A 22583-nucleotide genomic window follows, 5' to 3' on the forward strand; every position below is an offset into this window, starting at 1 on the left:
TCCCTGTTTCCGCTACGCGGCAAAAGCTCTTTTCATTTCGCCTGCGGGCCTCAGCCGATCTGCGGAACAAAGCGGACAAGCTTTGCGTTTATCCTGTCGGCAACGTGCACATCAAAACAGCGTCATCTCAAAAAAGACATAAAAACAAAGGTGTTTGCGCTGAACGGCTCGGACTCGACTGCGAAGCGGTGCCGGATTGATAGGATGAGCAACTCATGACGACACAAAGACCATTTTCATTGAAGTCCACGCTGCTGGCGGTCGCTGCGACGGCAGCGTTTCTGTTGCCGGTAGCCGCGCAGGCGGCAGAAGGCTATGCCACCACCAATGTCAACATGCGATCCGGCCCGAGCACACGCTATCCGGCCGTCACGAGCATTCGGGCTGGTACACCCGTTCAGATTCACGGATGCCTTGCCGACACCCCATGGTGCGACGTATCCTTTTACAAGGGCAGGGGCTGGGTTGCCGGCCGGTATATCCAGGCGGAGTACCAGCGGCGGCGCATTTACGTGGAGCCGGACTACTACGACAATCTCGGCATTCCGCTGATCACCTTCGAAATTGGAAACTACTGGGACCGCAACTATCGCAATCGCGATTTCTACCCGGACCGGAATTCCTACCGCCGCGACAGGGACCGGGACCGTTATGATCCGGATCGCCGCCCACGCCGCGATTACAACACGTTCGACCGGCCGCGCCGCAGCGATGATGACGGCCTTACGCTGGATCGCCCCCGGCGCGACCCGGACCAGGAACGGATCGACCGCCGCCGCGACGACAACGACCGGCAGTTCCGCGAAGAGCAGAACAATCGGCTCGACCGGGATCGTGAACGCATCGAACGCCGCAACCGTGATGCCGAGCAGCAGCAACGGCAACAAAGAGATGCCGACCAGCAACAGCGCCGCAACGATCAGCAGCGAGACTTTGGCGGTCAGGATGACGCCAACAACAATGGTGGCCGCGACGGCTCTAACAATAACGGACATCGCGATGACATGCCCGGACGTTGCAGAATAGGCGATGTGAACTGCAACTAACTCCAGCTCACAAATGCTTGAGAAACGGGCGGCGCAATGCCGCCCGTTTCCCTTGGCAGGCTGCTCATCGTTGACGCGACGGAACAATATCATCGCGCATGGGTTGTCCCTTCATGACGGGAGAACAGCATGTTTCCAAGCCCTTTACCCCGGTGGACCGGAGAAGACCGCCGCCGGCAATGTCTTCGCAATGTCTATCCTGCAATCCTCTTGCTTGTCGAAAGGGCGCATCTCGCTGGCTGGAGCCGTGAAGAAATCCTGATCGCCATTGCCGACGCCGCCGATAGCCAGCTCTGCGATATGACCGAGGCGGGGGCATTGATTGATAACGAGGATCCGTTCGAAGAGCCGCGAAGAACCTGTGCAAAAGTGATCTCTCTGCCGAAGTAATACCACTTTGACGCTGCGGTAAACGCAATGTTAACCACGTCGCCCTACTCTGACACCATCATTCAGCCATGAACGGCAGGGTCGGCATTGCCTTAGTCGGCACCAATGTTTTCAGCGCCTTAGCGTCGATTGCACTGGCAGCAGCCACGGCGTCCGACGATGTCTCCTGCGGGTCGGTCTGAATTTCGGCACCCTTTCGGATGAGCGGCGGAACCCGTCTGTCCGAATTCGGGACGGTGATGTTTTGCGTACGAATGGGTGTGTCCGTGACGGATCGGTTTCGTGAGTTGGAAAGACCGCAGACAGGGCGGCTGAAGGACGTGGTCCTGATGGCAACCGTGACCGGTTTCGAAGGCCTTCGCCATCCCCGCAGAACAGACCTCAAGCAATTCTCCGAGCTATTCGAGCCGCTGTTTTCCGCCTCCAGCGATGAAGCCCGCCGTCAGGCGGCCGCCGCCCTGTCCCAATGTCAGCATGTGCCGCAGTCGGTCGCGCTGCAGATCGGCAATGCGCCGGTATCGATCGCCGCGATTTTCCTCACCCGATCGACCTCGGTTACCGACGCAACACTGATGCAGATCATTCGTGCTCAGGGACCGGCCCACGCCACGGCAATTGCCCGCCGTGATAATCTCTCCGTTCAGCTGGTCGATGCGCTGGTTGAACGGCGCCAGACATCCGCAGCGCCGGCAAAGCCTGCCACTGCGGCCCCGCCAACCCTGGCGGCCGAACAGCGCCAGCCGGAAGTGACCGCGCGGGAAATGACCACTGCGAAACTTCTGCGCGAGGAAAAGCTGCGCGGTGATATCCGCTCGCTTGCTCGTGTCACCCGGCCGGCACATCCGGCGATCGAGCCGTTGAGCCCGCTGCACGAGGCACTGCTGGTTCGTTTTGCCCGCTCCGGCGAGGCCAATCTGTTCGCCGCCAGCCTTGCCAGCGCCCTGTCGTCAAGCCGGGATCTCGGCGAGCGCATCCTGCTCGACATTTCCGGCCAACAGCTCGCCACGGCGCTTGTCGCTCTGGATATGTCTGCTGCGGACAGCCTTTTCGTGCTTTCGGCGTTTTATCCCGACCTTGCGGAGCGCTTTGGCGCTGCGACACGCGGCGATGCCTTGCTCGCCTCCCTGCACATCACGGCAAGTCGCGCCCGCGTTCAAGGGTGGCTGCAAACCGAACGCGAGGATACCAAAAGCGCGCCGGGACATCAGCCCTATCTCGCACTGGACCGGGGTGCCGACCCGCGCCAGGCCGCCGCCCGGCAGGATACGGCCCGCACGGCCCAGACCGGCCAGCCGAAGCGGTCTTTCGGCCGCACGCACTAAACGTCCAACAGATCAGCTGTCTTTTCCGGCCGTGACATCAAACAGGTCGCCACGTGTATCGACTTCGATTTCCACCACCCAGCAATCGGGATCGAACCGGATTTCCCGGGCAACCGCCTCGTCCACCGTCCCGCCATCGACAGCCTCCAGCCGGATTTCAAACAACCGTCCGGGTGATGGATCGTCGAAAAAACTCTGCGGTGCCGGGGCATAGAACGTTTCCGTTCCGAGGCGCGAGCGCTGCCGGATAAAGATCGCCCCCGCCTCCTCCGCGCCCTTGCGCAGAACGGCTGCGTAGCCGCCAAGACCGAAGACCCGGCGAACGAGGGCAGACACGAATATATCGGATTTCAGGCGCATGAACCGCTGATACACCGGGCAAAGCCGTGGCGCAAATATCCCTTTTTTCGCTTGCCTTGTCCCGCTCGCGGCGCCTCAGACTAAACCCGGATCGCCAGCCGCAACCCGCCCCAGTGGCGGCCGTTGACGAAGATCGGCGCGGAAATATCCTTCATCAGCACGAAATTCCCGGCCCCCATGTCGCGCCGGTAGGTCTGCACCAAAAAAGGCTCGATGCTGCGGCCCGCGGCAAGGCCGACGCGATCGTTGAACATGCGGCGATTGCGGCAATTGGCAGTATTCCAGTCGGTGTCGCCGGGCCGCTGCGGATGGGAAAATTTGCGATTGTGGGTCGGCAGATAGCCATTCTCGTCGATCGGCGCACAGAAGGCGATGCGTTCGTCGGACGTGGCGACCGGCTCCACGATGGCTGGCAGAACACGATCGGTAAACTCGGTAAAACGGGTGGTCATCTGCGCCGGGTTGCTTCCGGCGATCTGCCGGTACTGCCGGTCGAACAGGGCATCCATACTGATACTGCCGGACGCGACATGGCGCTCGAAGACCCCGGAAATCGTCGCAGCGACAGCGCATACTGTGCGGATATAGGGGCTATCAGGCGTTTCAAGCCCGGCGCTCGCCGTCACCTGGATGATCTTTTCCGAAACCGCGACGACGGCGTCGACCCGGGCGGAAGCCGTCTGCAGCGCGCCGCTGGATGTGTGCATCTCGGCAGCGATACCGGTTAGTTGCTCGGCAAAGGCCGCATATTGCCGGTCGACGGCATCGGTTGTGCCGGTGACAGACGATGCGCTGTCGAGGATCGCCGACATCACCTGTTCCATGCTGGCAAAGGAGCCCTGAATCCCGCCGGCCTTTTCCTTGACGCCTTCTGCCGAAGCCGAAGCCTGCTCTCCGGCAGACGTCAACCGCACGATGCGGCTACGCAATTCGCCGAGCGTCTTCTGGATCGAGGCAGTGGTCTGCGATGTCTGCAGCGCAAGCGCCCGCACTTCGGTTGCGACCACGGCAAAGCTCTTGCCGGCATCGCCTGCCCGTGCCGCCTCGATCGCGGCGTTCAGCGCCAAAAGGTTGGCCTGGCGGGCGATGGTGCCGATTTCGCGCGTGGTTGAAACCATGTGGTCGATTTCGAGCAGCGAGCCCTGCAGCCGCTTGCCCTGCTCGCCCAGCACCGTACGGGCGCTGGTGGCCGACGCATCGGTTTCGCGCAACGAGCGGGCAACCTCGCCATTGGCGGCGGCAATCGAGCGGGCGGTGGCTGTGACACTGGAAAAGATGTCGACATGGCGGGCAGACAGCGCCGCCGCATCCTGGATGGCGCCGGCAATATCGACAAGGTCGATGCCAAGACCGGCTGCTTCACGCGCCAGATCGGCGATGACGCGTCCGAGGCCACCTGAGCCCGCATCGCTATCGTCGTCACCCGGCTCAATTCCGGGTATGCGCAAGGCCGTCGTTACCATCCCAATTTTCTCCTCAACCCCGATACAACCTGTGCGAACAGGGTTAACGAAGCAAAAGCGGGAATTTTGGAGACCTGCAACGAGCGCGGGAAACTCAGAGTGCTCCGATTTCCTTCATCTTTTTCAGCACCTTGTCACTCGGCTGGCCGGTTTCGGGCAGACGGTAGTGCTTTTCGAAATGGCGGATGGCCGAGCGGGTCTGCTCACCGGCGACACCGTCGATCGACACGTCGCTATAGGCAAGATTGGTCAGCCCTTTCTGGATATTCATCACCAGTTCGCTAGAGGCGGGAATATCGGCCTTGGGGATATATTGCGGATCGACATCCGCATTGCGGATCGCCGCTGCCACGGGGTCGAGATCTCCCTTGCCTGCCTTGACATTTTCATAGGGCCGCTGGGCGGGTTTTGCCGTGGCAAGCGCCTTCGGCCGCGTTTGCTGCGTACCGGCCGTGCCCTGCAGGGCCGCCAGCAGCGTATCGCTTGCGGATCCTGTCTCCGGACGGCCCGCCTGTTTTTCGAAGCGCAGGATCGCCGCCGATGTTTTCGGGCCGGTCTTGCCGTCGGCAGGACCGTCATAGAAGCCGCGGCGCGCCAGTTCCTTCTGGATGCCGGCCACAAGTGCCGCGTCGGTCGCAGGCGTCGCTGCGGGCGCGGACTGGATGACCTGTGAAATGGTTTCCGTCTCCGGCTTCGGCTGTTCGATGCTGGCGGTCTGCTGCTCTTCATCTTCGCGCTGGATGACGAATGTCGTCACCTTGCGCGGGGCAAGGCTGTCGTCCTCAGCGCCGATCTTAGTCGATTGCGGATCGCTCAGCGGGATACGCGTGCGCATGAACGGCGACGGATGTGCGCCCGGCTGGTACCACATGGCATTGGCGGCGACGAAGCTGAAAGCGATGGCAAACGCCAGAGAGCCACCGAAGACGCGCGGATTGCGCGCCGCCTGGCGGCCGGCAAAAGTCAACCCACGCATCGCAAAACCAGCCGCTACAAGGGCCGGGCCGCGTTGCGCCTTCTTCTTTTTCTCAGGCTGTTTTCGCTTGCGAGCCGTCATGACCTGCGCCCCCGTTCAATTCCCGGGCATCCGTCCGGCTCGTCTCCGGATGTGCCCGACCGTTTGTGCTCTCCCGTCTATGCTCCTTCAAGCGCGGTGGAAATTCCACCATCGTCTGTTCCACAGATTCCTGTTCGTCGCTGGCACGGATGCCCGAGCCGTCGAGCGCGATCGTCACCGTGACGACGGTTCCCTCACCTGCCCGGCTGCGCATGTCGAACCGGCCGCCATGCAGCGCCACCAATCCCTTGACCAGCGACAGGCCAAGGCCGGTGCCTTCGTATTTGCGCGTATAGTCGTTCTGGATCTGCACGAATGGCTGTCCGAGCATTGCCAGCTTGTTTTCGGCGATGCCGATGCCGGTATCGCTGACCACAAGATTGAGATCGGTGCCCACAACTTCGGCATCTATCGTGACGAGACCGCCGCGATCGGTGAACTTGATGGCATTACCGACCAGATTGATCAGGATCTGCTGGATGGCACGCTGGTCGGCATTCACCTCTGCGACATTCCGCATGATCCGGCTGGTCAGCTGCACGCCCTTTTCGCGCGCCTGCAGGCCAAGCATTGCTTCGCAGGCGTTGACCACATCGGCTACCCGGAACGGCTCAGGGATCAGCTCGTAGCGGCCGGCCTCGATCTTGCTCATGTCGAGCATGGTGTTGACCACCGACAAAAGATGGGAGCCCGACTGGTTGATCAGCGAGACATATTCGCGCTGACGGTCGTTTTGGAGCTTGCCGAAATATTCACCCGACAGAATGTCGGAAAAGCCGAGAATGGCATTGAGCGGTGTGCGCAGCTCGTGGCTGACGGCAGCCAGGAACCGGGTCTTGGCATCGTTGGCGGATTCGGCCAGCAGCGTCTTATGTGCGGCTTCCGAGCGCAGGCGCGCCTCTTCGGAAACGTCGCGCGACTGGACGAGAATGGAGAGTTCGCCGTCGATTTCACCCAGCGCCGTCATTTCGCAGCGCATGTGCACAAACTGCTCGCCTTCGGCAAAGACGTTGGGCCGTTCCAGGCGGATATCGATGGTTGCCAGGTGGCCGCCCTGCCGCAAAAGATCGATCGCCTGAAGAAAGACGATGCGATCGGACACGTGGATCTGCTCGATGAAGCCGCGGCCTGAAGGATTGCGCATCCAGGCCAGATAGGCCTCGGCATCACGGCCGTGGACGGATGTGACGGAGCCGCGGGCGTCATGGATAGTCACCAAGCCGGCAAAACAATCATAATGCCGGGCGCCATTACCGGCAGGCTCAAACGGCTGTTCGGCGGCAGGAAAATCCGCTTTCCGGTTGCGTGCATAGGCAATACCACCGGCTGCGGCAACAAGCGCGGCGGCTCCGACAAGGGCTGCGCCAACTGGCAGCGCAAGCGACACCGGCAAGGCGGCGGAAAGTGCGAGAGGAACGGTCGGGAATGCGATGAGAGCAGCGGCGGCGACGGCGCGAACAACGGCAAACTCGCGGACAGCCACCGGCTCTCCCGCCACCGGCCGGGGTAGCCAAAGGCGCGCGGCGTCGTCCACACGGGACGCCATCCTGCCAGCAATGTTACGCAATACGCTCAACGTTTAACCCTGTACGCTCGTTCTTTTCCGGACCCCGTCATGGTTCCGTCCTTTATAGGGAAGCTATCTTCCTGCGGCCAACGCGGCCGTTTTGAAGGATGACTTCACGCCTTCGAATTTCGCACCGGCGGCTTAATGAAAGGATAAATCAAATTGCGACAAATCCCGTCAAACCGCCCGAAAATCCCATTCCGGGACAAATCGCCAGGGCTTTGTCTTTTGTGGTTAATGGGGTGTAAGCGACGGATTTCAGGTGGTTTTCGCCGCCGTATTAACCTCTGTGGCAGCACTACCCAGCCGCGAATCCCGCATTTACCGCCTTGGCCAGCCCGCCGCCGCCTTGAACCTTAATGGCGGCCGTTAAAGTTCGATGCAAATGCCATTCAAATGCCGATAATTCGCATTTTATGAAAAGACAGTGCAAATGCCACCGGTTTTGGCAAAGGCATGTTCCGAATCCCCGCCTAAGGTGTGATGACAAGGCGCCAAGGGAGCGAACCCGGCAGAGACCGGACGCAGGTTTGAGTGCCTTACCAAAGGATGGGCAAGACAATGTGGTTTCTGATCAAAGGAACATTCTGGTTTTCGCTGGTGCTGGTGCTCCTGCCGTTTCTCGATCCGGCCAGCACCTCGACGCTTGAGCGAGGCCCGAAAGTCGATGTCGGCGATACGGTCTCGGCAGCGACGGAGGCCTTCGGCTATATCAGCGCCATCTGCGTCGAAAAACCGGATGTCTGTGTGAAGGGCACCGAGACGTTCGTTGCGCTCGGCCACCGGGCCCGTGAAGGCGCCAAGATCGCCTATCAGTTTCTCGACCAGCAATTTGCCGAACCGAGCGATGCCGTGACGACCGGAACGGTTGCTGCCGCCAAGCAGCCTGCCATCGACGTCCCGGCCGATGTCCCTGCCGATGTCGCAACCGCGGAACAGGCCACCGCACAGCCAGAACCCATCTTCAACAGAATCCCCGTCCCGGAAAAGCGCATCGAGCCGAAGGCATCGGTGGTGCGCTAACGCATGCCGACTTGCTGCCACATTTTTTAGAGCCTGCCTGAACTGCCGATTTTACGGCCGCGGTGAGGAACGCCTCCATCCCTCACGGCTTTTCTTTTTGTAGTTCTCATTTCGCGGCCCATCGCCTATATCAACGGCATGGACCAGACGAATACATCGCCGATCACCCCGCTTGCCGAGATCATCGACAATTGCGCCTATCTGGACGATTGGCAGGACCGGATGAGCTATGTCATCGAACTCGGCCGCAAGCTGCCGGAAATGCCGGAAGACAAGCGCACATCCGAGAACAAGGTGCAGGGCTGCGCCAGCCAGGTCTGGCTGGTCACCCATGCCAGCCCTGCGGCAAGCGATCCGATCCTGACCTTCGAGGGCGAATCGGATGCGCATATCGTGCGCGGTCTTGTCGCCATCGTGCTGTCGATCTTTTCCGGGCAGCACGCCTCCGATATCATCAAGACCGATGCCATCGACCTGTTCGGCCGTATGGGCCTGATCGAATACCTGACGGCGCAACGCGCCAACGGATTGCGGTCGATGATCAAGCGCATCAAGGACGAGGCTGCCCGCCAGCTTATCGCCTAAAGGCCCAGATCGCCAGCCTCCGGCCGGTAACCCTCCGCACCCCAGGCATGGCTCCTGCGCGCATCCGCGGGTGGTGGCGCGTAATGGCGGGCGAGCGCCATCAAGGCGGTGCGCAGCATCAGCTTGGCCGAACGCGCCGGCCATTGCCGCTCCCGCTCGACGATTTCCAGCCCCTTCTGGAAGCAGCAGACATCCAGCGCCACACCGCAGAGTTCCGGCCCGATCGCCTCCATCGCCTTGCCGACGCGAAACCGTGCAGACATGGCCGAATCGCTGATATCCGCAGCGCCGCCGGCGGCCCCCTTGGTCTTCGTCGACAAGCGTGGCTCGTAGGACATGGTCAACCGTGGCTGCAGATGCGCCCGGGCGAAATCGGCATGCAGCCTCTCCCCCGCCGCGATCGCCTCCTCAGGCAGGAAAGACTGGCCGGATTTTTCCTTCAGCCGGGCGGCGGCGCCCAGCGGTGATTCCAGGTGATTGACCCGAACGGCCTGACGGACGCCCTCGACGGCAACGGTTGCGGTTTCGATGTCGCGGTGCTGTTCCTGATACGCGTCCGGGGCGCCGACAAGGGCGCGGCGCAGGAAAGGCAGCGCCTGTGCCGTTGGCCGGATGACAGAGCCGTCAAGGCGCAGCAGTCCGAGGGAAAGCGCCTGCCTGACCGTCGATCCCGCGACCGGGCGCGGCGGCTTGCCTGCCTGCGGCCCCTTGCCGTGCAGAACGAGCGTGTCTGCCGCCGCGCCGGGCTCCAGCCTCACCGGAGCATGCGTGACGACGGCACGGACGAAACGGACGAGGTTTTTTTGCGCCGTGCGGGCGCAGGGTGCTGCCTCACGCATGGTCCCGCCCTCCCGGCGCACCGAAGAAGCAGGTGACGACACGCTCCAGCGCGGCGATGAAATCGTCGAAGGCCTGATCGTCGCGCCGGTCCTCGACGACATTGCAGGCATGGCTGACGGTCGTGCGATCACGCCCGAAGGAATAGCCGATATCGGTCAGCGAAATCTGCAGCACGACATGGCAGACATACATGGAAATCTGCCGGACATGGCAACTGGTGCGGCGACGGTCGCGGCGCAGCGGCACGCGCTCGCCGACCAGCATAACCATCTCCGCTGTCACCTGCCGCACAAGGCGGCATCTGTGGTGGGCGGCAACAGCTAGGACCGGCCCCCATGGATCGGCTAGCGTCCCGGTCCCCGGCGGCAAGATGGCATGCCGGCCCATTCCCCCCCTCCCGCCGAGCACCGGCAGGGACTGTTTCTGAGACGGGGGCGGATAAGGTGAATTGCTCAGGTGCATGGCTTACTCCCTTAGATAGGAATTAATTCATACACCCTAGTGCAATTGCGGGGATGAAAGAAAGCAACTGCCTGCAACCATCCGTTGTTTTCTTAACGATTCTCAGGTTTTTTCGAGGAAAATATAGGTATATTTTCCTCGTTCAGTTTTTCTGTGTTTGCCCCAAGTACAAATAAGCCGGTCTGTGGGAGCCAGACCGGCTTGGAAGTCTCGTCGCATAAGCGTGCAGATTACTTGACGCGGCGCTTGCGGCGCTGGCCGAGGCCCATTTCCTTGGCGAGGCGTGAGCGCGCTTCGGCATAGGCCGGTGCGACCATCGGATAGTCCGACGGCAGATCCCACTTCTCGCGATACTCTTCCGGCGACAGCGTGTGATGGGTCATCAGGTGGCGCTTCAGCGACTTGAACGTGCCGCCGCATTCCAAACAGGTGATCTGGTCGTCCTGAACCGACTTGCGCACCGAAACGGCAGGCTTCGGCTTTTCGATCACAACGGCGACCGGTGCCGGGCTGCTCGTATTGTTCAGCGCAGCATGGACATCACCGATCAGCGTTGAAAGTTCGGCGACCGGGACGACATGATTGCTGACATAGGCAGCGACGATCTCGGCGGTCAATTCAACCAGTAGATCGTGGCCCGAGCCAAGCGGTAGATCCGTCATTTTTTCTTTCTCCTATCGGAATCACTTCAAACATGCCCGCGACGGGTTTATCCCGGGCACAGCTAAACCATCTTGAGAAAGTGCCCAAAATCACGATTTCCCACCGGGCCAGATGCGTTTTGCGCCTGGCAACGACAGAAAACCACGACAAACCTCATAATACTCCCAATTCCCAGGGATTGGAATCCGTCACCAAAGCGCCGGGACAACCCTGCGCCTCAAAGCAACAACCAATAATCACAACCCATGCTGGAATTTCAGAACGAAGTAATATGGAAATGGACACTTTGCCTTTACTCGATTAACACTGATCGAGCAAAAGTCCAATCATAATTTATGCGAGAATTAGCCTATTGATCTTCAAATGCGCTGCACAGTGGCGCATATACGGAAACATTACGATACATTTTGCCGCAGAGCCGCGCCGCTCTGGAAGTAAAGACGGGTTTACTTGCCGTTAACCACATTGTCTTCACCAGTAAGAATGCCAAGCCGTGATCGTCTTGTGCTCTACTCAGCAGTTCAGGCGGCCCAGGCGATAAAGCGGGCATCGCTTGACGCGATTCGCCCGGCCGCATGCTTTGCGTCAGAATGCGTTCGATTAAAGGCGGCAGCCTGCAAAGCGCACCACAATCCCGCGGTTCTGCTCCACGCACCTTATTCAGAGAACCTGCCCGGCTTTCGGCAGGTTTAAATGTTGCCGGATTTTGGACCGGCCTGCGGCATCTGGTCGGTCACGGACAGATTGGTCAGCCGGTACCCGGCCTGATGCGCGGCCTTGGCCAACAGGTGGGCAGAAAGCGGCGCCGTCAGCACGAAGAAGGCAAATCCGGCAAGGGCGCGCAACAGGATGGCGATATCCATCGCGTGGATACCGGCGGCGAGCAGCAGCAGGCCGGAGCCGATCGTGCCGGCCTTGGAAGCTGCATGCATGCGCGTATAGAGATCGGGGAAGCGCAGCAGCCCAAGGGCCGCCAGCACGCTGAACAGCGAGCCGATCACCAGCAGCGCACTGACAGCGAGCGCGGTCAGCATGTTGGGATCACTTGCCATTACCGGGCTCCCTTCTTAGTGCGGCGTACAGGCTTGCCGCGCTTGACCTTCTGCGCTGCAGGCTGCGGGCGCCCTGCCCCCTTGTCCTTTTCCGGCGACAGGCCACGCGCCAGGATGAACCGGGCAAAGGCGACGGTTGCCAGGAATCCGACGAGGCTCAGCGCAATGGCGATGTCGATATAGAGATTGAAGCCGCTCTTGATGGCAAGGACGGCGATGAGGCCGATGGCGATCGCCACCAGCATGTCGAGGCCGAGGACCCGGTCAGGCAAGGTCGGCCCGCGCAGGATCCGCACCACCGTCAGCAACAGGCCGAGCGACAGGGCAGCCAGCGCGAAATAGATAGAAGTGGACAGGATGGCGGCGGCGCTCATAGCGGAAAGGCCTCCCGGATGCGGCGCTCGAAGCCGTTGGAAATTGCCCGCTTTTCCGCCGCCGGATCATGGCAATCGAGCGCGTGGACATAAAGCGTCCTGCGGTCTTCGGAAACATCGACCGACAGGGTGCCCGGCGTCAGCGTAATCAGATTGGCCAGCAGGGTGATTTCGAAATCCCGGGTCAGCGACAGCGGAAAGGCAAAAATGCCCGGCCGCAACCGCATGTTCGGCCGAACCACCAGGATCGCCACCTTGATGGCCGACAGCGACAGTTCCTTGAAGAACAGCGCGACAAGCAACAGCAGTTTGACGGGGCGGACACGGTGGCGTGCCACGGCAAACTGTTCGCGCACCAGCCAGATCGATAGCGCGCCGACGGCAAAGCCGAGCAGCAGGTTGTGAACGGTAAAACTGCCGGACACGGCCGTCCAGGTCAGCATCAATAGCAGGTTGACGGCGAGGAATGTCATGGCGCACCTCCCGCCGGGAAGACGGATTGGAGATAGGCGGACGGCTCGTTGAGCGTCGAAGCGGCCTGCTGGACGAGGTTCAGCAGAGTTTCGGGAAACAGCCCGATGAGAACGCTTGATACCGTCAGGACCAGGATCGGCAGCAGGGCGGTTATCGCCAGAGGCTGCGATATTGCCGCCGGCTGGGCATCCGCCGGGCGCCAATAGGCCAGAAGGAAGACCCGGCCGGTGGCGATCATGGTGAGGAAGCCGGACAAGAGCAGGATGCCCGCCAACCAGGAAACACCGCCGTCGATGGCGGCCTTGACCAGCATGACCTTCGGCCAGAAGCCGGAAAATGGCGGCAAGCCGGACACCGAGAAAAACAGCATCAACGACAGCGCCGTGAACAGCAGGTGGCGACGATAGAGCCCACCAGCGGCAGTCAGCGAAAACCCGCCACTCAACCGGGCTGCGACACCGACGGCCAGATAGAGCGCCGTCATCACCAGCATCGAATGCACCGCATAGAAGATCACCCCGCCGATCGCGTCTGCCCCGCCGATGGCGATACCGGCAAGCATGGCGCCGATGCCGGAGATGACGAGGTAACCGAGCAGGCGGCGGGTGTCGCTCTGCGCCAGAGCGCCGAGCGAACCGGTCAGCATCGTCAGCGCCGCAACAATTGCCAGCACAAGGCTTAGCTGCTCACGCTCTGCCGGAAACAGCATGATGCAGATGCGAATCAGGGCATAGATGCCGACCTTAGTCAGCAGGCCGGCAAACAGCGCCGACACGACGATACGCGGCGTGTGATAGGAGGCGGGCAGCCAGAAATTCACCGGGAATGCCGCCGCCTTCATCGCGAAGGCGAGGATGAAGAGCGCCGTCAGCGTCACCAGCGGCGCCGTCATCTGCAGGCCGGGCGCCTTGGCCGCGATATCGGCCATGTTGAGCGTGCCGAAGATGCCGTAGAGATACCCGGTGGTGATCAGGAAGAGCGTGGTGGCGACGAGATTGAGGAAGCCGTATTTCACCGCCCCGTCGATCTGCTCGCGTTCGGATCCCAGCACCAAAAGGCCGAAGGACGAGATCAACAGCACCTCGAACCAGACATAGAGGTTGAAGACGTCGCCGGTCAGAAACGCGCCGCTGACGCCCGCCATCAACAGCATCAGGAAGGGATAGAAGCCGTAGCGCCTGCCGCTGGCATTGATGTCGTCGATGGCGGCGACCGCGCCAATCAGCGCCACCACGGCTGATGTCAGCGCAAACAGCGCCCCGGTGAGATCGACCGTGAACGCGATGCCGAACGGCGGCAGCCAGCGGCCCATGACCATCGTCACCGGTCCGCTTTGGGCGACATGCCAGAGAAGCGTCGCGTCGAGCCCGACGAGAACTGCAAGCCCCGAAACCGCGACCAACGGCTGCGCCAAACTCTTGTGGCGGATCATCAGCAGAATAGCGCCGATGGCAAGGCACCAGGCGACCGGCAGGATCACCAGCCAGTCGAGCGCCGCCACCGGCTGAAGAACCAGGGCTGCGGAGAGATCGGCGGGAGACGTGGAAGCGGCCATATCTGTCAGTATCCAAGCGGTGGCGGCTGGACGTCGTCCGGCTCAGCCACGCGCATAGCATCGGTGTTGTCCGTTCCCAGAACGCTATAGGCGCGCCAGGACAGCACCAAAAGGAAGGCGAAGAACGAGAAGGAAATGACGATCGCCGTCAGGATCAGCGCCTGCGGCAACGGATTGGCGGTCGCACCGGCGGGTACATCGAGCCCTGCCCCGATCACTGGGGGCACCTCGCGCATGATGCGGCCGCTGGTGAAGATCAGCAGGTTGACTGCATTGCCGAGGATGGCGACGCCGAGCAGCATGCGGATGATGAGTTTCGACAACAGCAAGTAGACGGCCACAGTGAGGAAGATGCCGGTCAGAACGGCAAAAACGGGTTCCATCAGTCTTCTCCCCTTTCCTCAAGCGACAGGGCAATGGAGGTGACCGCGCCGACGACGACCAGATAGACGCCGATATCGAAGGTCATGACGCTCGACAGCGGGATCTCCTGCCCGAAAACCACGGGATAGACCCAGAGCCCGGTCATGAACGGCACGTGGAAGACCACCGACAACAGGCCGGACAGCGTCGCCAAAAGCAGCCCGGCACCGGCGACCGACAATGGGTGAAAGACGATGGCCCGCCGAACCGTCTCGACGCCGAAGGCAATGCCGTAGATCGACAGGGCGGCAACGGCGATCAGGCCGCCGATGAAGCCGCCGCCCGGCTCGTTATGGCCGCGCAACAGTACGAAGATCGAAAACAGCACCATGACGCTGACGATCACCGGGGCGATGGTGCGGAAGATCAGCGATTTCATCGGCCACCTTCCTCCGCATCCGGATCGTTATCGGCGATGCGGCGCATCGCGCCTGCCCGCAGGCGCACCAGCGACAGGACGGCCAGCCCGGCAATCATCACCACGGCAATCTCGCCCAGCGTATCGGTGCCGCGGAAGTCGACGATGATGACGTTGACGATATTGGCACCGTGGGCGACGGTTTTCGAATATCGGGCGAAGAAATCCGAAAGCGCCGTATCGAACGGCACTTGCGTCACCTTGAGTAACAGCAGCCCGGCACCCAGCCCACAGGCAATGGCGATTGCCGCATCCGGCAGGGTTTCGCGGAACGGCCGGTGATCGGTCGGCGACAGCCTGAGCCGCGTCATCACCAGCGCCAGGATGACCACCGCCAGCGTTTCGATCATGAACTGAGTGAAGGCCAGATCCGGCGCGCCGTAGAGCAGGAAGATGACCGCGACGGAAAAGCCCTGGATGCCGAGCGACGCGATTGCCGTCAGCCGGTCCTTGGCCAGAACCACGGCAAACAGGCCGATCATGGCAATGATCATGATAGCCAGTTCGTGCAGCGGAATGGACGGAAATACCGGTGCCAGCGCCAGTTCGCCGAACAGGAACGGCGGCACGAGAAGGACGATCGCCACCATCACGAAGGTCGCCGTCATATAGGTATCCAGCCTGCCATTCTGCAGCCGCCGGGTCACAGTAGAGGACAGGCCGATCAGACCGCGGATGGCCTGATCGAAGCCGCGGTCCGGCCCCCAGCCGATCCAGGCGAGACATGAGGCAACGCCCGCCCTCACCTGCGCAAGGCCGATGTAAAGGGCAATACCAATGACGACAGTGCATGCCGACAAGGCAAGCGGTACGCCGATATGCGGCTCGAGAGACATGGTGACGGTGCGTGCTTCGCCGGCGATGGCCGATGCCATCGGCGACGAGATCAACGCATGGACAGTGCCGGACAGGAACGCGGCTGCAAGTCCTGCAAGCGCCAGTATGCCGGGCCCGAGCCACAGCACAAGCGGCGCTTCATGGGCATGCTTCGGGGTTGCGACCCGCTTTCCGGCGAATGGCTTCAGCGCAACGGCAAAAGCGACGGCGAACATCAGCGCGTTGCCGATAATCACGAGCGCCGCAAAGGTGATCGACCGGGGGCCGAAGGCCGAGAGGGCCGCATAGACCTCCTCCTTGGCCAGAAAACCGAAGAATGGCGGCAGGCCGCCCATCGAGATGGCAGCAGCGAGCGCAATCGCAAAGGTCAGCGGCATTGCCGAACGCAGCCCGCCAAGCCGGGTGACGTCGCGCGTGCCGGCCTCATGATCGATGATACCCGCCACCATGAACAGCGCGCCCTTGAACAGCGAATGCGCAACGAGATAGAGCACCGCCGCCTCTATCGCATAGGGCGCACCGAAACCGGTGAGCATCACCAGAAGGCCGAGCGACGACATCGTCGTATAGGCGAGCATCAGCTTGAGGTCGGTCTGGCGCACGGCGAGAAGCGCGCCGATGAGGAGCGTGGCGGCACCGAATACCGGCAGGATGAGCTGCCATTCCGGCGTGCCGCCCAGCACCGGATTGAGCCGCATCAACAGATAGACGCCCGCCTTAACCATGGTGGCCGAATGCAGATAGGCCGAGACCGGGGTCGGCGCTTCCATCGCGTTCGGCAGCCAGAAATGGAACGGAAACTGCGCCGACTTGGTGAAGGCACCGCCCAGCACCAGCACGAGCGCCGCCAGATAAAGCGGGCTCGCCTTGACCAACGGACCAAGCGACGACAAAGCCGAGAACTGGGTGACGCCGGAAATCTGCCACAAAACGATCAGGCCGGCGAGCAGGAACAGCCCGCCGCCGCCGGTGACGACCAGCGCCTGAAACGCGGCACGGCGCGCGGCCTCGCGGTGATGATCAAAGCCGATCAGGAGGAACGAGGTGATCGAGGTCAGTTCCCAAAAGACGAACAGCATCAGGAAGCTGTCGGAGGCGACCAGGCCCAGCATCGATCCCATGAACATCAACAGGAACGAAAAGAATCGGCCCTGATGCGGATGGCCCTTGAGGTATCCACCGGCATAGAGCACGATCAGCGCACCAATGCCCGAGATCAGCAGGATGAAGCTCAGCGACAGGCCGTCGATCAGCCAGGAAAACCGCACGTTGAAGGACGGGACCCACGTGTAGCCGCCGGTGACGGCTGTGCCCTGGGCGATCTCAGCCGCAAAACCAGCAAAATGAACGAAGATCGCCGCCGGTATGAGGGCCAGCACCCAGGCGGCATTGTGGCCAAGCATTCGTGTCAGCAAGGGTGCGACGAGCGCGCCCAGGAAAGGAAGGCAGAGGGCCAGAAATGTCAGGTCGGTGACATTCATGGGTCAACAGGTTCCTTTCGTAAATGGGGGGCCGAAAAGCGGGAACGGCGGCGGAAAATGCCGCAGTCTCTACCGTCGGGAATAAGGCAAGCGAGGGATAAACTCAAGGTTACGGCGGGATATACAGGCCCTCTTCCCCAGTTGCGGCCGGCAAAACGCCAACAACATCCCGACGCCAATTTTATCGTCAGTCCCGTGACAGCAATTGCCGCAGCCGCAGTTCGTCCTATCTCCTGTGCCATAATGTCACGGAGAGGCCCATGAACGCGAAAAACACCCTGATAGTCGAAAAGACCGACGCGGAATGGCGGGAACTGCTGACCCCGGATCAATACCGGATCACCCGTGAGCACGGCACCGAGCGCGCCTTTTCAAGCCCGGATTTCGAACTGGGCAAGACAGGCATCTACCACTGCGTCTGCTGCAACCGGCCGCTCTATCGTTCGCAGACGAAATTTGATTCCGGAACGGGGTGGCCGAGTTTTTTCGAGCCAATCTCCATGGACGCGGTGACGGAGCATCACGACGTTTCCTATGGCCTGAGCCGGACGGAAATTCGCTGCGCCGACTGCGACGCCCATCTCGGCCATGTCTTTCCCGATGGCCCGCCGCCGACTGGCTTGCGGTATTGCATGAACGGTGTTGCGTTGACGTTTGAGCCGGGATGAGTTTGTCGTCAGCAGATATCGCGCATCAGAACGACAGAACCGGCGACTCGCACCGTCCCATAAGACGCCGCGAATATAAGCGAGGTCTGCTACGTTCCGCTTTAAGGTTTACAGCGTTTATGCTGCGGATGGGGAGACAGTCTTGAAATACACACTCTTGCTGATCACAAGCCTTTTCACCGCAATCCCCGTTTGGGCGTCGGACGGCTGGACCAGCTATGCAAACCCGCGCTTCGACTATAGCGCCGAAGTGCCGCCCGGATTCAAGCTGACGCAGGAAAGCGACAATGGCGACGGCGCAACGTTTGAATCAAAGGACGGCACCAGGCTGTTGATTTTCGGCGCTTTTGTCGAGGACGGCGCCTTTGCCGCCGATATCCGCCAGCGCATCGTCTGGGACAATCAAAAAGGCTGGCAGATCACCTATGAGAAAGTAACGCCGGGATGGGCAAGCTATTCCGGCGCAAGGGGGGCCGATATTCTCTATTCCCGCGCCGTCGCTTTGTGCGACGGAAGCGCTGCCTATTTTCAGCTGATATATCCGCGCAAAGCGCTGAAGGCTTACAACGGCCTCGTCGGCCGCATGGTGAAGTCCCTGCGCCCCGCGACGGGACGCTATCAGGCGCCGACATCAGCACCAGCCGCTGCGCCGAACTAAAAGGACGCGGTCCGCAACAGAGAGAATTTTATGAGCCGTTTCGTGGTGATTTCAGGCTGCTCAGGCGGCGGCAAGTCAACCTTGCTTGCAGCGCTTTCCGATCGTGGATATGCCGTTGTCGAGGAGCCGGGCCGGCGCATTGTCAAAGACGAGACGAAGGGCAATGGATCTGCCCTGCCCTGGATCGACATGACCGCCTTTGCCCGCCGCGCCGTCGCGATGGCGCTTCAGGATCGGGATGATGCCGGCAGATACGAGGGCTGGGTGTTCTTCGACAGAGGGCTGGTCGATGCCGCCGCAGCGCTGGAACACGTTACCGGTGAACCGGCATTGGCAAAGTTCTGTCAGGCGCATCGTTATCACAAACGGCTTTTCCTTGTGCCGCCATGGCCGGAGATTTATGTAACCGATCCTCAGCGGCGGCACGGCCTTGATGCGGCGGTGGCGGAATATGACCGGCTTCTGGAAGCCTACAGCCTGCTAGGCTATGACATCTGCATTCTCCCGAAGACCGGCGTCGCCGAACGGGCGGATTTTGTCTTGCAGACGCTCGCGGGTGACGAACCGGCGCTGTAGGATATTGCCGCCAGATCCTTAACTCTGGCGGAATTCACCTCACGTTTCACTCACCCCCGAATTGCACTGTGTGTATAATCGTTGCGTCTATCGCAGCTGCGTCCGCCGCTCTGGCGGCAGGACCGCATAACATTGGCGGGAGTTGAACAATGGCAAGATCACACCCCTCCGGGCTGACGATTCGTTTCTGGTAGAGACCCCATCGCAAGCCCCGGCCTTGACGGGCTATTTTGCGTCGGTCCTCATGACTGCCGCCGCAACGGTCGTCGCAATCGGTATCGATAGCGGCATGAGCATCCCGAACGTCTCGCTCGTTTTCGTCATACCGGTGATTATCGCCGGCGTTTCCGGGCTGGGCGCCTCCGTCTGCTCGGCAATCCTGGGCGCGCTCGCCTACAACTTCTTCCTGACCGAGCCGCGCTACTCGCTGGCCGTCAATGATCCGGCCAATATCTGGGCAATCGGGCTACTCTTTTTCGTCGGACTGATCGTCAGCACGATTGCCTACACCTCGCGGCGCAGGGGCGACGGACGCGGCACTCCCGATGAAACAGGTCACCCTGTTGCAAGACTATAGCCGTGATATCGGGGCGGCCGGCGACACGAAAGCTGCCGTTTCCATTGCCTCCAGGACACTTGGGGCACTGTTCGACGTCCCCGCTGTGGTGATCCTATGAACGGGAATGACGTTGTCTCGGTCAACAACACCGGCGGGCTGGAACTTCAGCCGGCCGATCTTGACGCAGCGCGTTCTTCGCTTGTGATGGGATCTGTGGCGCGTGCGGGGATCTACCCGGCTGTGGCCTCACGGTTTGATTTCTGGCCTGTGACGACTGCGGCGGGCGAAGATGCCCGTCATCGGGATCGCATTTGCGCCCGACCGGCGGCCTTTGTCCCCTGATACGTCTGTCGATATCATAGAGCGTATTTTGGGCCTGGCGCTCGATAACCGGCATCTGCGGGCCGCGCGCAGCGCTCCACAAGTGGGTTAGGCAGGCCGCAAACTGCAGAGCTATCAGCTCGAAGCGCTGCTGATGCAGGTGAGAACCGCCGAATAATGCACGGCAGCGGCGGTGACGACGAAGCCGTGCCAGATGGCGTTCTGGAAGCGCAGCTTTTCCCAGACGTGAAAAATCACCCCCAGGGAATAGATGACGCCGCCGGCCAGGATGAGAATCATCGTCGTTTCCGTCAGCTGCGACAACAGCGGGCCGGCGGCAAAAACGCCGCTCCATCCCATGGCGAGGTAAAGCAGGATCGCCACCTTGTCGAAGCGGCCGGGAAAGACGCATTTGATCAAGACGCCGACAAGGGCGATCGACCAGATGCCGATCAGCATGCCGAACAGATACGGATCGTCCCAGCCGCGCTGCAGGAAGGGCGTATAGGTGGCGGCGATCAGGATGTAGATCGACGAGTGATCGAAACGGCGCAGGAACCACTTGGTCTGCGACACCGGATAGAGATTGTAGAGGAAGGAAATCGACAACGTCGCCACCAGCCCGGCGCCATAGATCCAGGCGGCAACCAGCTGGCCGGACGTGCTCCAGACGCTGGCGTAGAAGATCATCGCGGTGACGCCGATCAGCGCGAAGGCAAGTCCGACACCGTGGACAACGCCATCGGCGATCAGCTCGGAGCGATCGTAGTTCCACTTGATGCCCTTGATTTCCACGTCAGCCTCTCAACATTCATTTCGGTCCGGCGCCTTGCAGCGACGGCCCCTGCCCTTACGCAAACCGCCATCGCAGTTTGCCGTCAACCGGGGCGTCCGGCAAGCCCGGCAGCTGCAACAATCTGACACAGGGTTTCGGGCCGAAACAGCGCGAAAGGATCAAAAATTGCGACGGGGGGACATTTTGCCCGGCCATCACGGGCGATAACGAAGCGCGTTTACCAACAGGGCAAACGCCGCCGACGACTGTTTGCGGCTGGGATAATACAGATGATAGCCGGAAAACGGCAGGCAACAGTCATCGAGAACCCGGATCAACCGGCCGTCGGCAATGTGCGCCTGGACCACGTCTTCCGGCAGATAGGTCAGTCCAAGCCCTTCGAGCCCCGCATTCACCCGAAGCGCGATATTGTTAAAGACCAGCCGCCCCTCGACCCGCACCCGCAGCTCATGCCCATCCTTTTCGAACTCCCAGACATATATACCGCCATAGGTCGGCAGGCGCATGTTAATGCAGGAATGCTCTGTCAGGTCATGCGGCACCATTGGCCTTGGACGATGTTCGAAATACGCCGGAGAGCCGACCACCGCCATGCGCATGTCGGGGGCGATCCGGACCGCGATCATGTCTTTTGCCACCTGCTCGCCCAACCGGACGCCGGCATCATAACGCTTGGCAACGATATCCGTCAGGCCATAGTCGACGATGACCTCGGCATTGATGTCGGGATAATCCGGCAGCAGTTTTGCAAGCGCTGGCCACAGTACCGCTTCAGCCGCATGTTCGCCTGCGGTGATGCGGATGGTGCCGGCCGGCTTGTCGCGGAATTCGCTGAGCGCCGCCAACTCGCTTTCGATCTCGTCCATGCGCGGGCCGACCGTATCGAGCAGCTGGGCACCGGCCGGCGTCGGCGAGACGCTGCGGGTATTGCGGCTGAGCAGGCGCAGGCCGAGCCGCTTTTCCAGCCCGGTGATCGTGTGGCTGAGCGCCGATTGCGAAACGCCGAGCCTAGCGGCCGCCTTGGTAAAGCTCTGTTCGCGGGCCACCGCGATGAAGGCGGCGAGATCATGGATGGGCTGGCGCGGCATTCATGAATTCTCCTCATGAGGCTCAGCGCGTCTTAACACCTAATCGCGGGTAATCGCACGCGCTAAATACTGGATCATCACCAGCCACACGATTGGCCGGCCTGTTCGGAAAGGACATCTGATGAACATCAAGCGCAACGGCTCGGCCCCCTCCGCCAAGGGACCCGCAGACTATTTCACCGGAACAGTTCGCATCGACGCGCCGTTTCAGGGGACGGCACCCGCCCGCATCGGTGGCGCGACCGTGACGTTCGAGCCGGGCGCCCGCACCGCATGGCATACCCATCCGCTCGGCCAGACGCTGCTTGTCCTCTCCGGTTTTGGCCGCGTCCAGCGCCTTGGCGGCCCGATCGAGGAGATTCGGCCGGGCGATATCATCTGGTTCGAACCGGGCGAAAAACACTGGCACGGCGCATCACCGGCCACCGCCATGACCCATGTCGCCATTGCCGAAGCGCTGGATGGCAAGGTCGTCGACTGGATGGAACACGTCACCGACGAACAGTATCAGGCATAATCAGGAGC

26 protein-coding genes are annotated in these 22583 nt (G+C 61.3%); 10 read left to right on the forward strand and 16 right to left on the reverse strand.

Annotated features, from left to right (window positions below; genetic code table 11):
- The first annotated feature begins 215 nt into the window (after positions 1-215).
- The 3 genes from ACP7E0_RS05555 (at position 216) to ACP7E0_RS05565 (ending at position 2758) form a co-directional block, all read left to right on the forward strand.
- The gene (locus ACP7E0_RS05555) at positions 216-1046 is read left to right on the forward strand and encodes an SH3 domain-containing protein (protein WP_426123484.1); all 831 of its coding nucleotides are present in this window, start codon (positions 216-218) and stop codon (positions 1044-1046) included.
- 129 nt (positions 1047-1175) lie between these two features.
- Positions 1176-1436, forward strand: coding sequence for a hypothetical protein (locus ACP7E0_RS05560; protein WP_426123485.1), 261 nt, complete (start codon positions 1176-1178; stop codon positions 1434-1436).
- A gap of 239 nt (positions 1437-1675) precedes the next feature.
- Entirely contained in the window at positions 1676-2758 is a 1083-nt protein-coding gene (locus ACP7E0_RS05565) for a DUF2336 domain-containing protein (protein WP_426123486.1), read from the forward strand.
- Positions 2759-2770: 12 nt separating this feature from the next.
- Here the strand turns inward: ACP7E0_RS05565 and ACP7E0_RS05570 are convergent, their stop codons facing one another.
- The 4 genes from ACP7E0_RS05570 to ACP7E0_RS05585 form a co-directional block, all read right to left on the reverse strand.
- Positions 2771-3118, reverse strand: a complete 348-nt coding sequence (locus ACP7E0_RS05570) for a DUF1491 family protein (RefSeq protein ID WP_426123488.1) — start codon at positions 3116-3118, stop codon at positions 2771-2773.
- Positions 3119-3198: 80 nt separating this feature from the next.
- Positions 3199-4581 (reverse strand): methyl-accepting chemotaxis protein, encoded by a 1383-nt coding sequence (locus ACP7E0_RS05575; RefSeq protein WP_426123489.1) that lies wholly within the window; start codon positions 4579-4581, stop codon positions 3199-3201.
- 94 nt (positions 4582-4675) lie between these two features.
- Positions 4676-5638 carry a peptidoglycan-binding domain-containing protein gene (locus ACP7E0_RS05580; RefSeq protein ID WP_426123491.1) on the reverse strand — a complete coding sequence of 321 codons (963 nt, stop codon included), beginning with the start codon at positions 5636-5638 and terminating at the stop codon, positions 4676-4678.
- Positions 5610-7184 (reverse strand): sensor histidine kinase, encoded by a 1575-nt coding sequence (locus ACP7E0_RS05585; RefSeq protein WP_426123620.1) that lies wholly within the window; start codon positions 7182-7184, stop codon positions 5610-5612. Before ACP7E0_RS05585 ends, ACP7E0_RS05580 begins: the two co-directional genes overlap by 29 nt.
- Before the next feature lie 582 nt (positions 7185-7766).
- On the opposite strand from ACP7E0_RS05585, the gene ACP7E0_RS05590 reads away from it, so the two are divergent.
- Both ACP7E0_RS05590 and ACP7E0_RS05595 read left to right on the forward strand, forming a co-directional pair.
- On the forward strand, positions 7767-8228 hold the full coding sequence (locus tag ACP7E0_RS05590; protein WP_426123492.1) for a DUF5330 domain-containing protein: 462 nt from the start codon (positions 7767-7769) through the stop codon (positions 8226-8228).
- A 162-nt stretch (positions 8229-8390) separates the two neighbouring features.
- Positions 8391-8813 carry a SufE family protein gene (locus tag ACP7E0_RS05595; protein ID WP_426123621.1) on the forward strand — a complete coding sequence of 141 codons (423 nt, stop codon included), beginning with the start codon at positions 8391-8393 and terminating at the stop codon, positions 8811-8813.
- On the opposite strand, the gene ACP7E0_RS05600 is transcribed toward ACP7E0_RS05595, so the two are convergent.
- The 10 genes from ACP7E0_RS05600 to ACP7E0_RS05645 all read right to left on the reverse strand — a co-directional run bounded on the left by ACP7E0_RS05600 (position 8810) and on the right by ACP7E0_RS05645 (position 17392).
- Positions 8810-9652, reverse strand: coding sequence for a DUF6456 domain-containing protein (locus tag ACP7E0_RS05600; protein ID WP_426123494.1), 843 nt, complete (start codon positions 9650-9652; stop codon positions 8810-8812). The two genes, ACP7E0_RS05595 and ACP7E0_RS05600, sit on opposite strands and share 4 nt — an antisense overlap.
- Positions 9645-10040, reverse strand: coding sequence for a helix-turn-helix domain-containing protein (locus ACP7E0_RS05605; RefSeq protein WP_426123496.1), 396 nt, complete (start codon positions 10038-10040; stop codon positions 9645-9647). The genes ACP7E0_RS05600 and ACP7E0_RS05605 overlap by 8 nt, the downstream gene beginning before the upstream one ends.
- A 305-nt stretch (positions 10041-10345) precedes the next feature.
- Complete coding sequence (locus ACP7E0_RS05610; protein WP_113242894.1) at positions 10346-10777, reverse strand: MucR family transcriptional regulator; 432 nt, start codon at positions 10775-10777, stop codon at positions 10346-10348.
- A 690-nt stretch (positions 10778-11467) separates the two neighbouring features.
- Positions 11468-11812, reverse strand: coding sequence for a monovalent cation/H(+) antiporter subunit G (gene mnhG, locus ACP7E0_RS05615; RefSeq protein WP_426123623.1), 345 nt, complete (start codon positions 11810-11812; stop codon positions 11468-11470).
- A gap of 17 nt (positions 11813-11829) precedes the next feature.
- Positions 11830-12204 carry a cation:proton antiporter gene (locus ACP7E0_RS05620; RefSeq protein WP_426123499.1) on the reverse strand — a complete coding sequence of 125 codons (375 nt, stop codon included), beginning with the start codon at positions 12202-12204 and terminating at the stop codon, positions 11830-11832.
- Complete coding sequence (locus ACP7E0_RS05625; protein ID WP_426123500.1) at positions 12201-12677, reverse strand: Na+/H+ antiporter subunit E; 477 nt, start codon at positions 12675-12677, stop codon at positions 12201-12203. Before ACP7E0_RS05625 ends, ACP7E0_RS05620 begins: the two co-directional genes overlap by 4 nt.
- On the reverse strand, positions 12674-14233 hold the full coding sequence (locus tag ACP7E0_RS05630; RefSeq protein WP_426123501.1) for a Na+/H+ antiporter subunit D: 1560 nt from the start codon (positions 14231-14233) through the stop codon (positions 12674-12676). Before ACP7E0_RS05630 ends, ACP7E0_RS05625 begins: the two co-directional genes overlap by 4 nt.
- Positions 14234-14238: 5 nt before the next feature.
- The gene (locus tag ACP7E0_RS05635; protein WP_426123502.1) at positions 14239-14616 is read right to left on the reverse strand and encodes a Na+/H+ antiporter subunit C; all 378 of its coding nucleotides are present in this window, start codon (positions 14614-14616) and stop codon (positions 14239-14241) included.
- Positions 14616-15035, reverse strand: coding sequence for a Na(+)/H(+) antiporter subunit B (locus ACP7E0_RS05640; RefSeq protein ID WP_426123504.1), 420 nt, complete (start codon positions 15033-15035; stop codon positions 14616-14618). Before ACP7E0_RS05640 ends, ACP7E0_RS05635 begins: the two co-directional genes overlap by 1 nt.
- A complete protein-coding gene (locus tag ACP7E0_RS05645) occupies positions 15032-17392 on the reverse strand; it encodes a putative monovalent cation/H+ antiporter subunit A (protein ID WP_426123505.1) in 2361 nt (786 codons plus the stop codon). The genes ACP7E0_RS05640 and ACP7E0_RS05645 overlap by 4 nt, the downstream gene beginning before the upstream one ends.
- 260 nt (positions 17393-17652) lie before the next feature.
- Between ACP7E0_RS05645 and msrB the strand changes: the two genes are divergently transcribed.
- From msrB to ACP7E0_RS05665, 4 genes are all read left to right on the forward strand, one after another.
- Positions 17653-18060 (forward strand): peptide-methionine (R)-S-oxide reductase MsrB, encoded by a 408-nt coding sequence (gene msrB, locus ACP7E0_RS05650; RefSeq protein ID WP_426123506.1) that lies wholly within the window; start codon positions 17653-17655, stop codon positions 18058-18060.
- A 142-nt stretch (positions 18061-18202) separates the two neighbouring features.
- Positions 18203-18718, forward strand: coding sequence for a hypothetical protein (locus ACP7E0_RS05655; protein ID WP_426123507.1), 516 nt, complete (start codon positions 18203-18205; stop codon positions 18716-18718).
- A gap of 30 nt (positions 18719-18748) precedes the next feature.
- Complete coding sequence (locus ACP7E0_RS05660) at positions 18749-19294, forward strand: AAA family ATPase (protein ID WP_426123509.1); 546 nt, start codon at positions 18749-18751, stop codon at positions 19292-19294.
- Between the two features lie 217 nt (positions 19295-19511).
- Entirely contained in the window at positions 19512-19871 is a 360-nt protein-coding gene (locus ACP7E0_RS05665; protein WP_426123510.1) for a DUF4118 domain-containing protein, read from the forward strand.
- Positions 19872-20309: 438 nt separating this feature from the next.
- On the opposite strand, the gene trhA is transcribed toward ACP7E0_RS05665, so the two are convergent.
- Together trhA and ACP7E0_RS05675 are read right to left on the reverse strand one after the other, a co-directional pair.
- Complete coding sequence (gene trhA / locus ACP7E0_RS05670; RefSeq protein WP_426123511.1) at positions 20310-20969, reverse strand: PAQR family membrane homeostasis protein TrhA; 660 nt, start codon at positions 20967-20969, stop codon at positions 20310-20312.
- Positions 20970-21164: 195 nt separating this feature from the next.
- Entirely contained in the window at positions 21165-22058 is an 894-nt protein-coding gene (locus ACP7E0_RS05675; protein ID WP_426123513.1) for a LysR family transcriptional regulator, read from the reverse strand.
- A 121-nt stretch (positions 22059-22179) separates the two neighbouring features.
- Here ACP7E0_RS05675 and ACP7E0_RS05680 point away from each other — a divergent pair, with 121 nt between their 5' ends.
- Positions 22180-22575, forward strand: coding sequence for a (R)-mandelonitrile lyase (locus tag ACP7E0_RS05680; RefSeq protein WP_426123515.1), 396 nt, complete (start codon positions 22180-22182; stop codon positions 22573-22575).
- Positions 22576-22583 lie beyond the last annotated feature (8 nt).

It is taken from the genome of Pararhizobium sp. PWRC1-1 (genome assembly GCF_049897905.1).
Lineage (GTDB): Bacteria > Pseudomonadota > Alphaproteobacteria > Rhizobiales > Rhizobiaceae > Pararhizobium.

Excerpts from the sequence above, each read along its gene's own strand:
- ACP7E0_RS05605 (WP_426123496.1), bottom strand. The coding sequence starts at position 10,040 with ATGGGCCGGCATGCCATCTTGCCGCCGGGGACCGGGACGCTAGCCGAT.
- ACP7E0_RS05610 (WP_113242894.1), bottom strand. The coding sequence starts at position 10,777 with ATGACGGATCTACCGCTTGGCTCGGGCCACGATCTACTGGTTGAATTG.
- ACP7E0_RS05635 (WP_426123502.1), bottom strand. The coding sequence starts at position 14,616 with ATGGAACCCGTTTTTGCCGTTCTGACCGGCATCTTCCTCACTGTGGCC.
- ACP7E0_RS05630 (WP_426123501.1), bottom strand. The coding sequence starts at position 14,233 with ATGGCCGCTTCCACGTCTCCCGCCGATCTCTCCGCAGCCCTGGTTCTT.
- ACP7E0_RS05575 (WP_426123489.1), bottom strand. The coding sequence starts at position 4,581 with ATGGTAACGACGGCCTTGCGCATACCCGGAATTGAGCCGGGTGACGAC.
- ACP7E0_RS05620 (WP_426123499.1), bottom strand. The coding sequence starts at position 12,204 with ATGAGCGCCGCCGCCATCCTGTCCACTTCTATCTATTTCGCGCTGGCT.
- mnhG (WP_426123623.1), bottom strand. The coding sequence starts at position 11,812 with ATGCTGACCGCGCTCGCTGTCAGTGCGCTGCTGGTGATCGGCTCGCTG.
- ACP7E0_RS05555 (WP_426123484.1), top strand. The coding sequence starts at position 216 with ATGACGACACAAAGACCATTTTCATTGAAGTCCACGCTGCTGGCGGTC.
- msrB (WP_426123506.1), top strand. The coding sequence starts at position 17,653 with ATGAACGCGAAAAACACCCTGATAGTCGAAAAGACCGACGCGGAATGG.
- ACP7E0_RS05645 (WP_426123505.1), bottom strand. The coding sequence starts at position 17,392 with ATGAATGTCACCGACCTGACATTTCTGGCCCTCTGCCTTCCTTTCCTG.
- ACP7E0_RS05660 (WP_426123509.1), top strand. The coding sequence starts at position 18,749 with ATGAGCCGTTTCGTGGTGATTTCAGGCTGCTCAGGCGGCGGCAAGTCA.
- ACP7E0_RS05570 (WP_426123488.1), bottom strand. The coding sequence starts at position 3,118 with ATGCGCCTGAAATCCGATATATTCGTGTCTGCCCTCGTTCGCCGGGTC.
- ACP7E0_RS05590 (WP_426123492.1), top strand. The coding sequence starts at position 7,767 with ATGTGGTTTCTGATCAAAGGAACATTCTGGTTTTCGCTGGTGCTGGTG.
- ACP7E0_RS05625 (WP_426123500.1), bottom strand. The coding sequence starts at position 12,677 with ATGACATTCCTCGCCGTCAACCTGCTATTGATGCTGACCTGGACGGCC.
- ACP7E0_RS05600 (WP_426123494.1), bottom strand. The coding sequence starts at position 9,652 with ATGCGTGAGGCAGCACCCTGCGCCCGCACGGCGCAAAAAAACCTCGTC.
- ACP7E0_RS05565 (WP_426123486.1), top strand. The coding sequence starts at position 1,676 with ATGTTTTGCGTACGAATGGGTGTGTCCGTGACGGATCGGTTTCGTGAG.
- ACP7E0_RS05560 (WP_426123485.1), top strand. The coding sequence starts at position 1,176 with ATGTTTCCAAGCCCTTTACCCCGGTGGACCGGAGAAGACCGCCGCCGG.
- ACP7E0_RS05580 (WP_426123491.1), bottom strand. The coding sequence starts at position 5,638 with ATGACGGCTCGCAAGCGAAAACAGCCTGAGAAAAAGAAGAAGGCGCAA.
- ACP7E0_RS05680 (WP_426123515.1), top strand. The coding sequence starts at position 22,180 with ATGAACATCAAGCGCAACGGCTCGGCCCCCTCCGCCAAGGGACCCGCA.
- ACP7E0_RS05640 (WP_426123504.1), bottom strand. The coding sequence starts at position 15,035 with ATGAAATCGCTGATCTTCCGCACCATCGCCCCGGTGATCGTCAGCGTC.
- ACP7E0_RS05675 (WP_426123513.1), bottom strand. The coding sequence starts at position 22,058 with ATGCCGCGCCAGCCCATCCATGATCTCGCCGCCTTCATCGCGGTGGCC.
- ACP7E0_RS05585 (WP_426123620.1), bottom strand. The coding sequence starts at position 7,184 with ATGGCGTCCCGTGTGGACGACGCCGCGCGCCTTTGGCTACCCCGGCCG.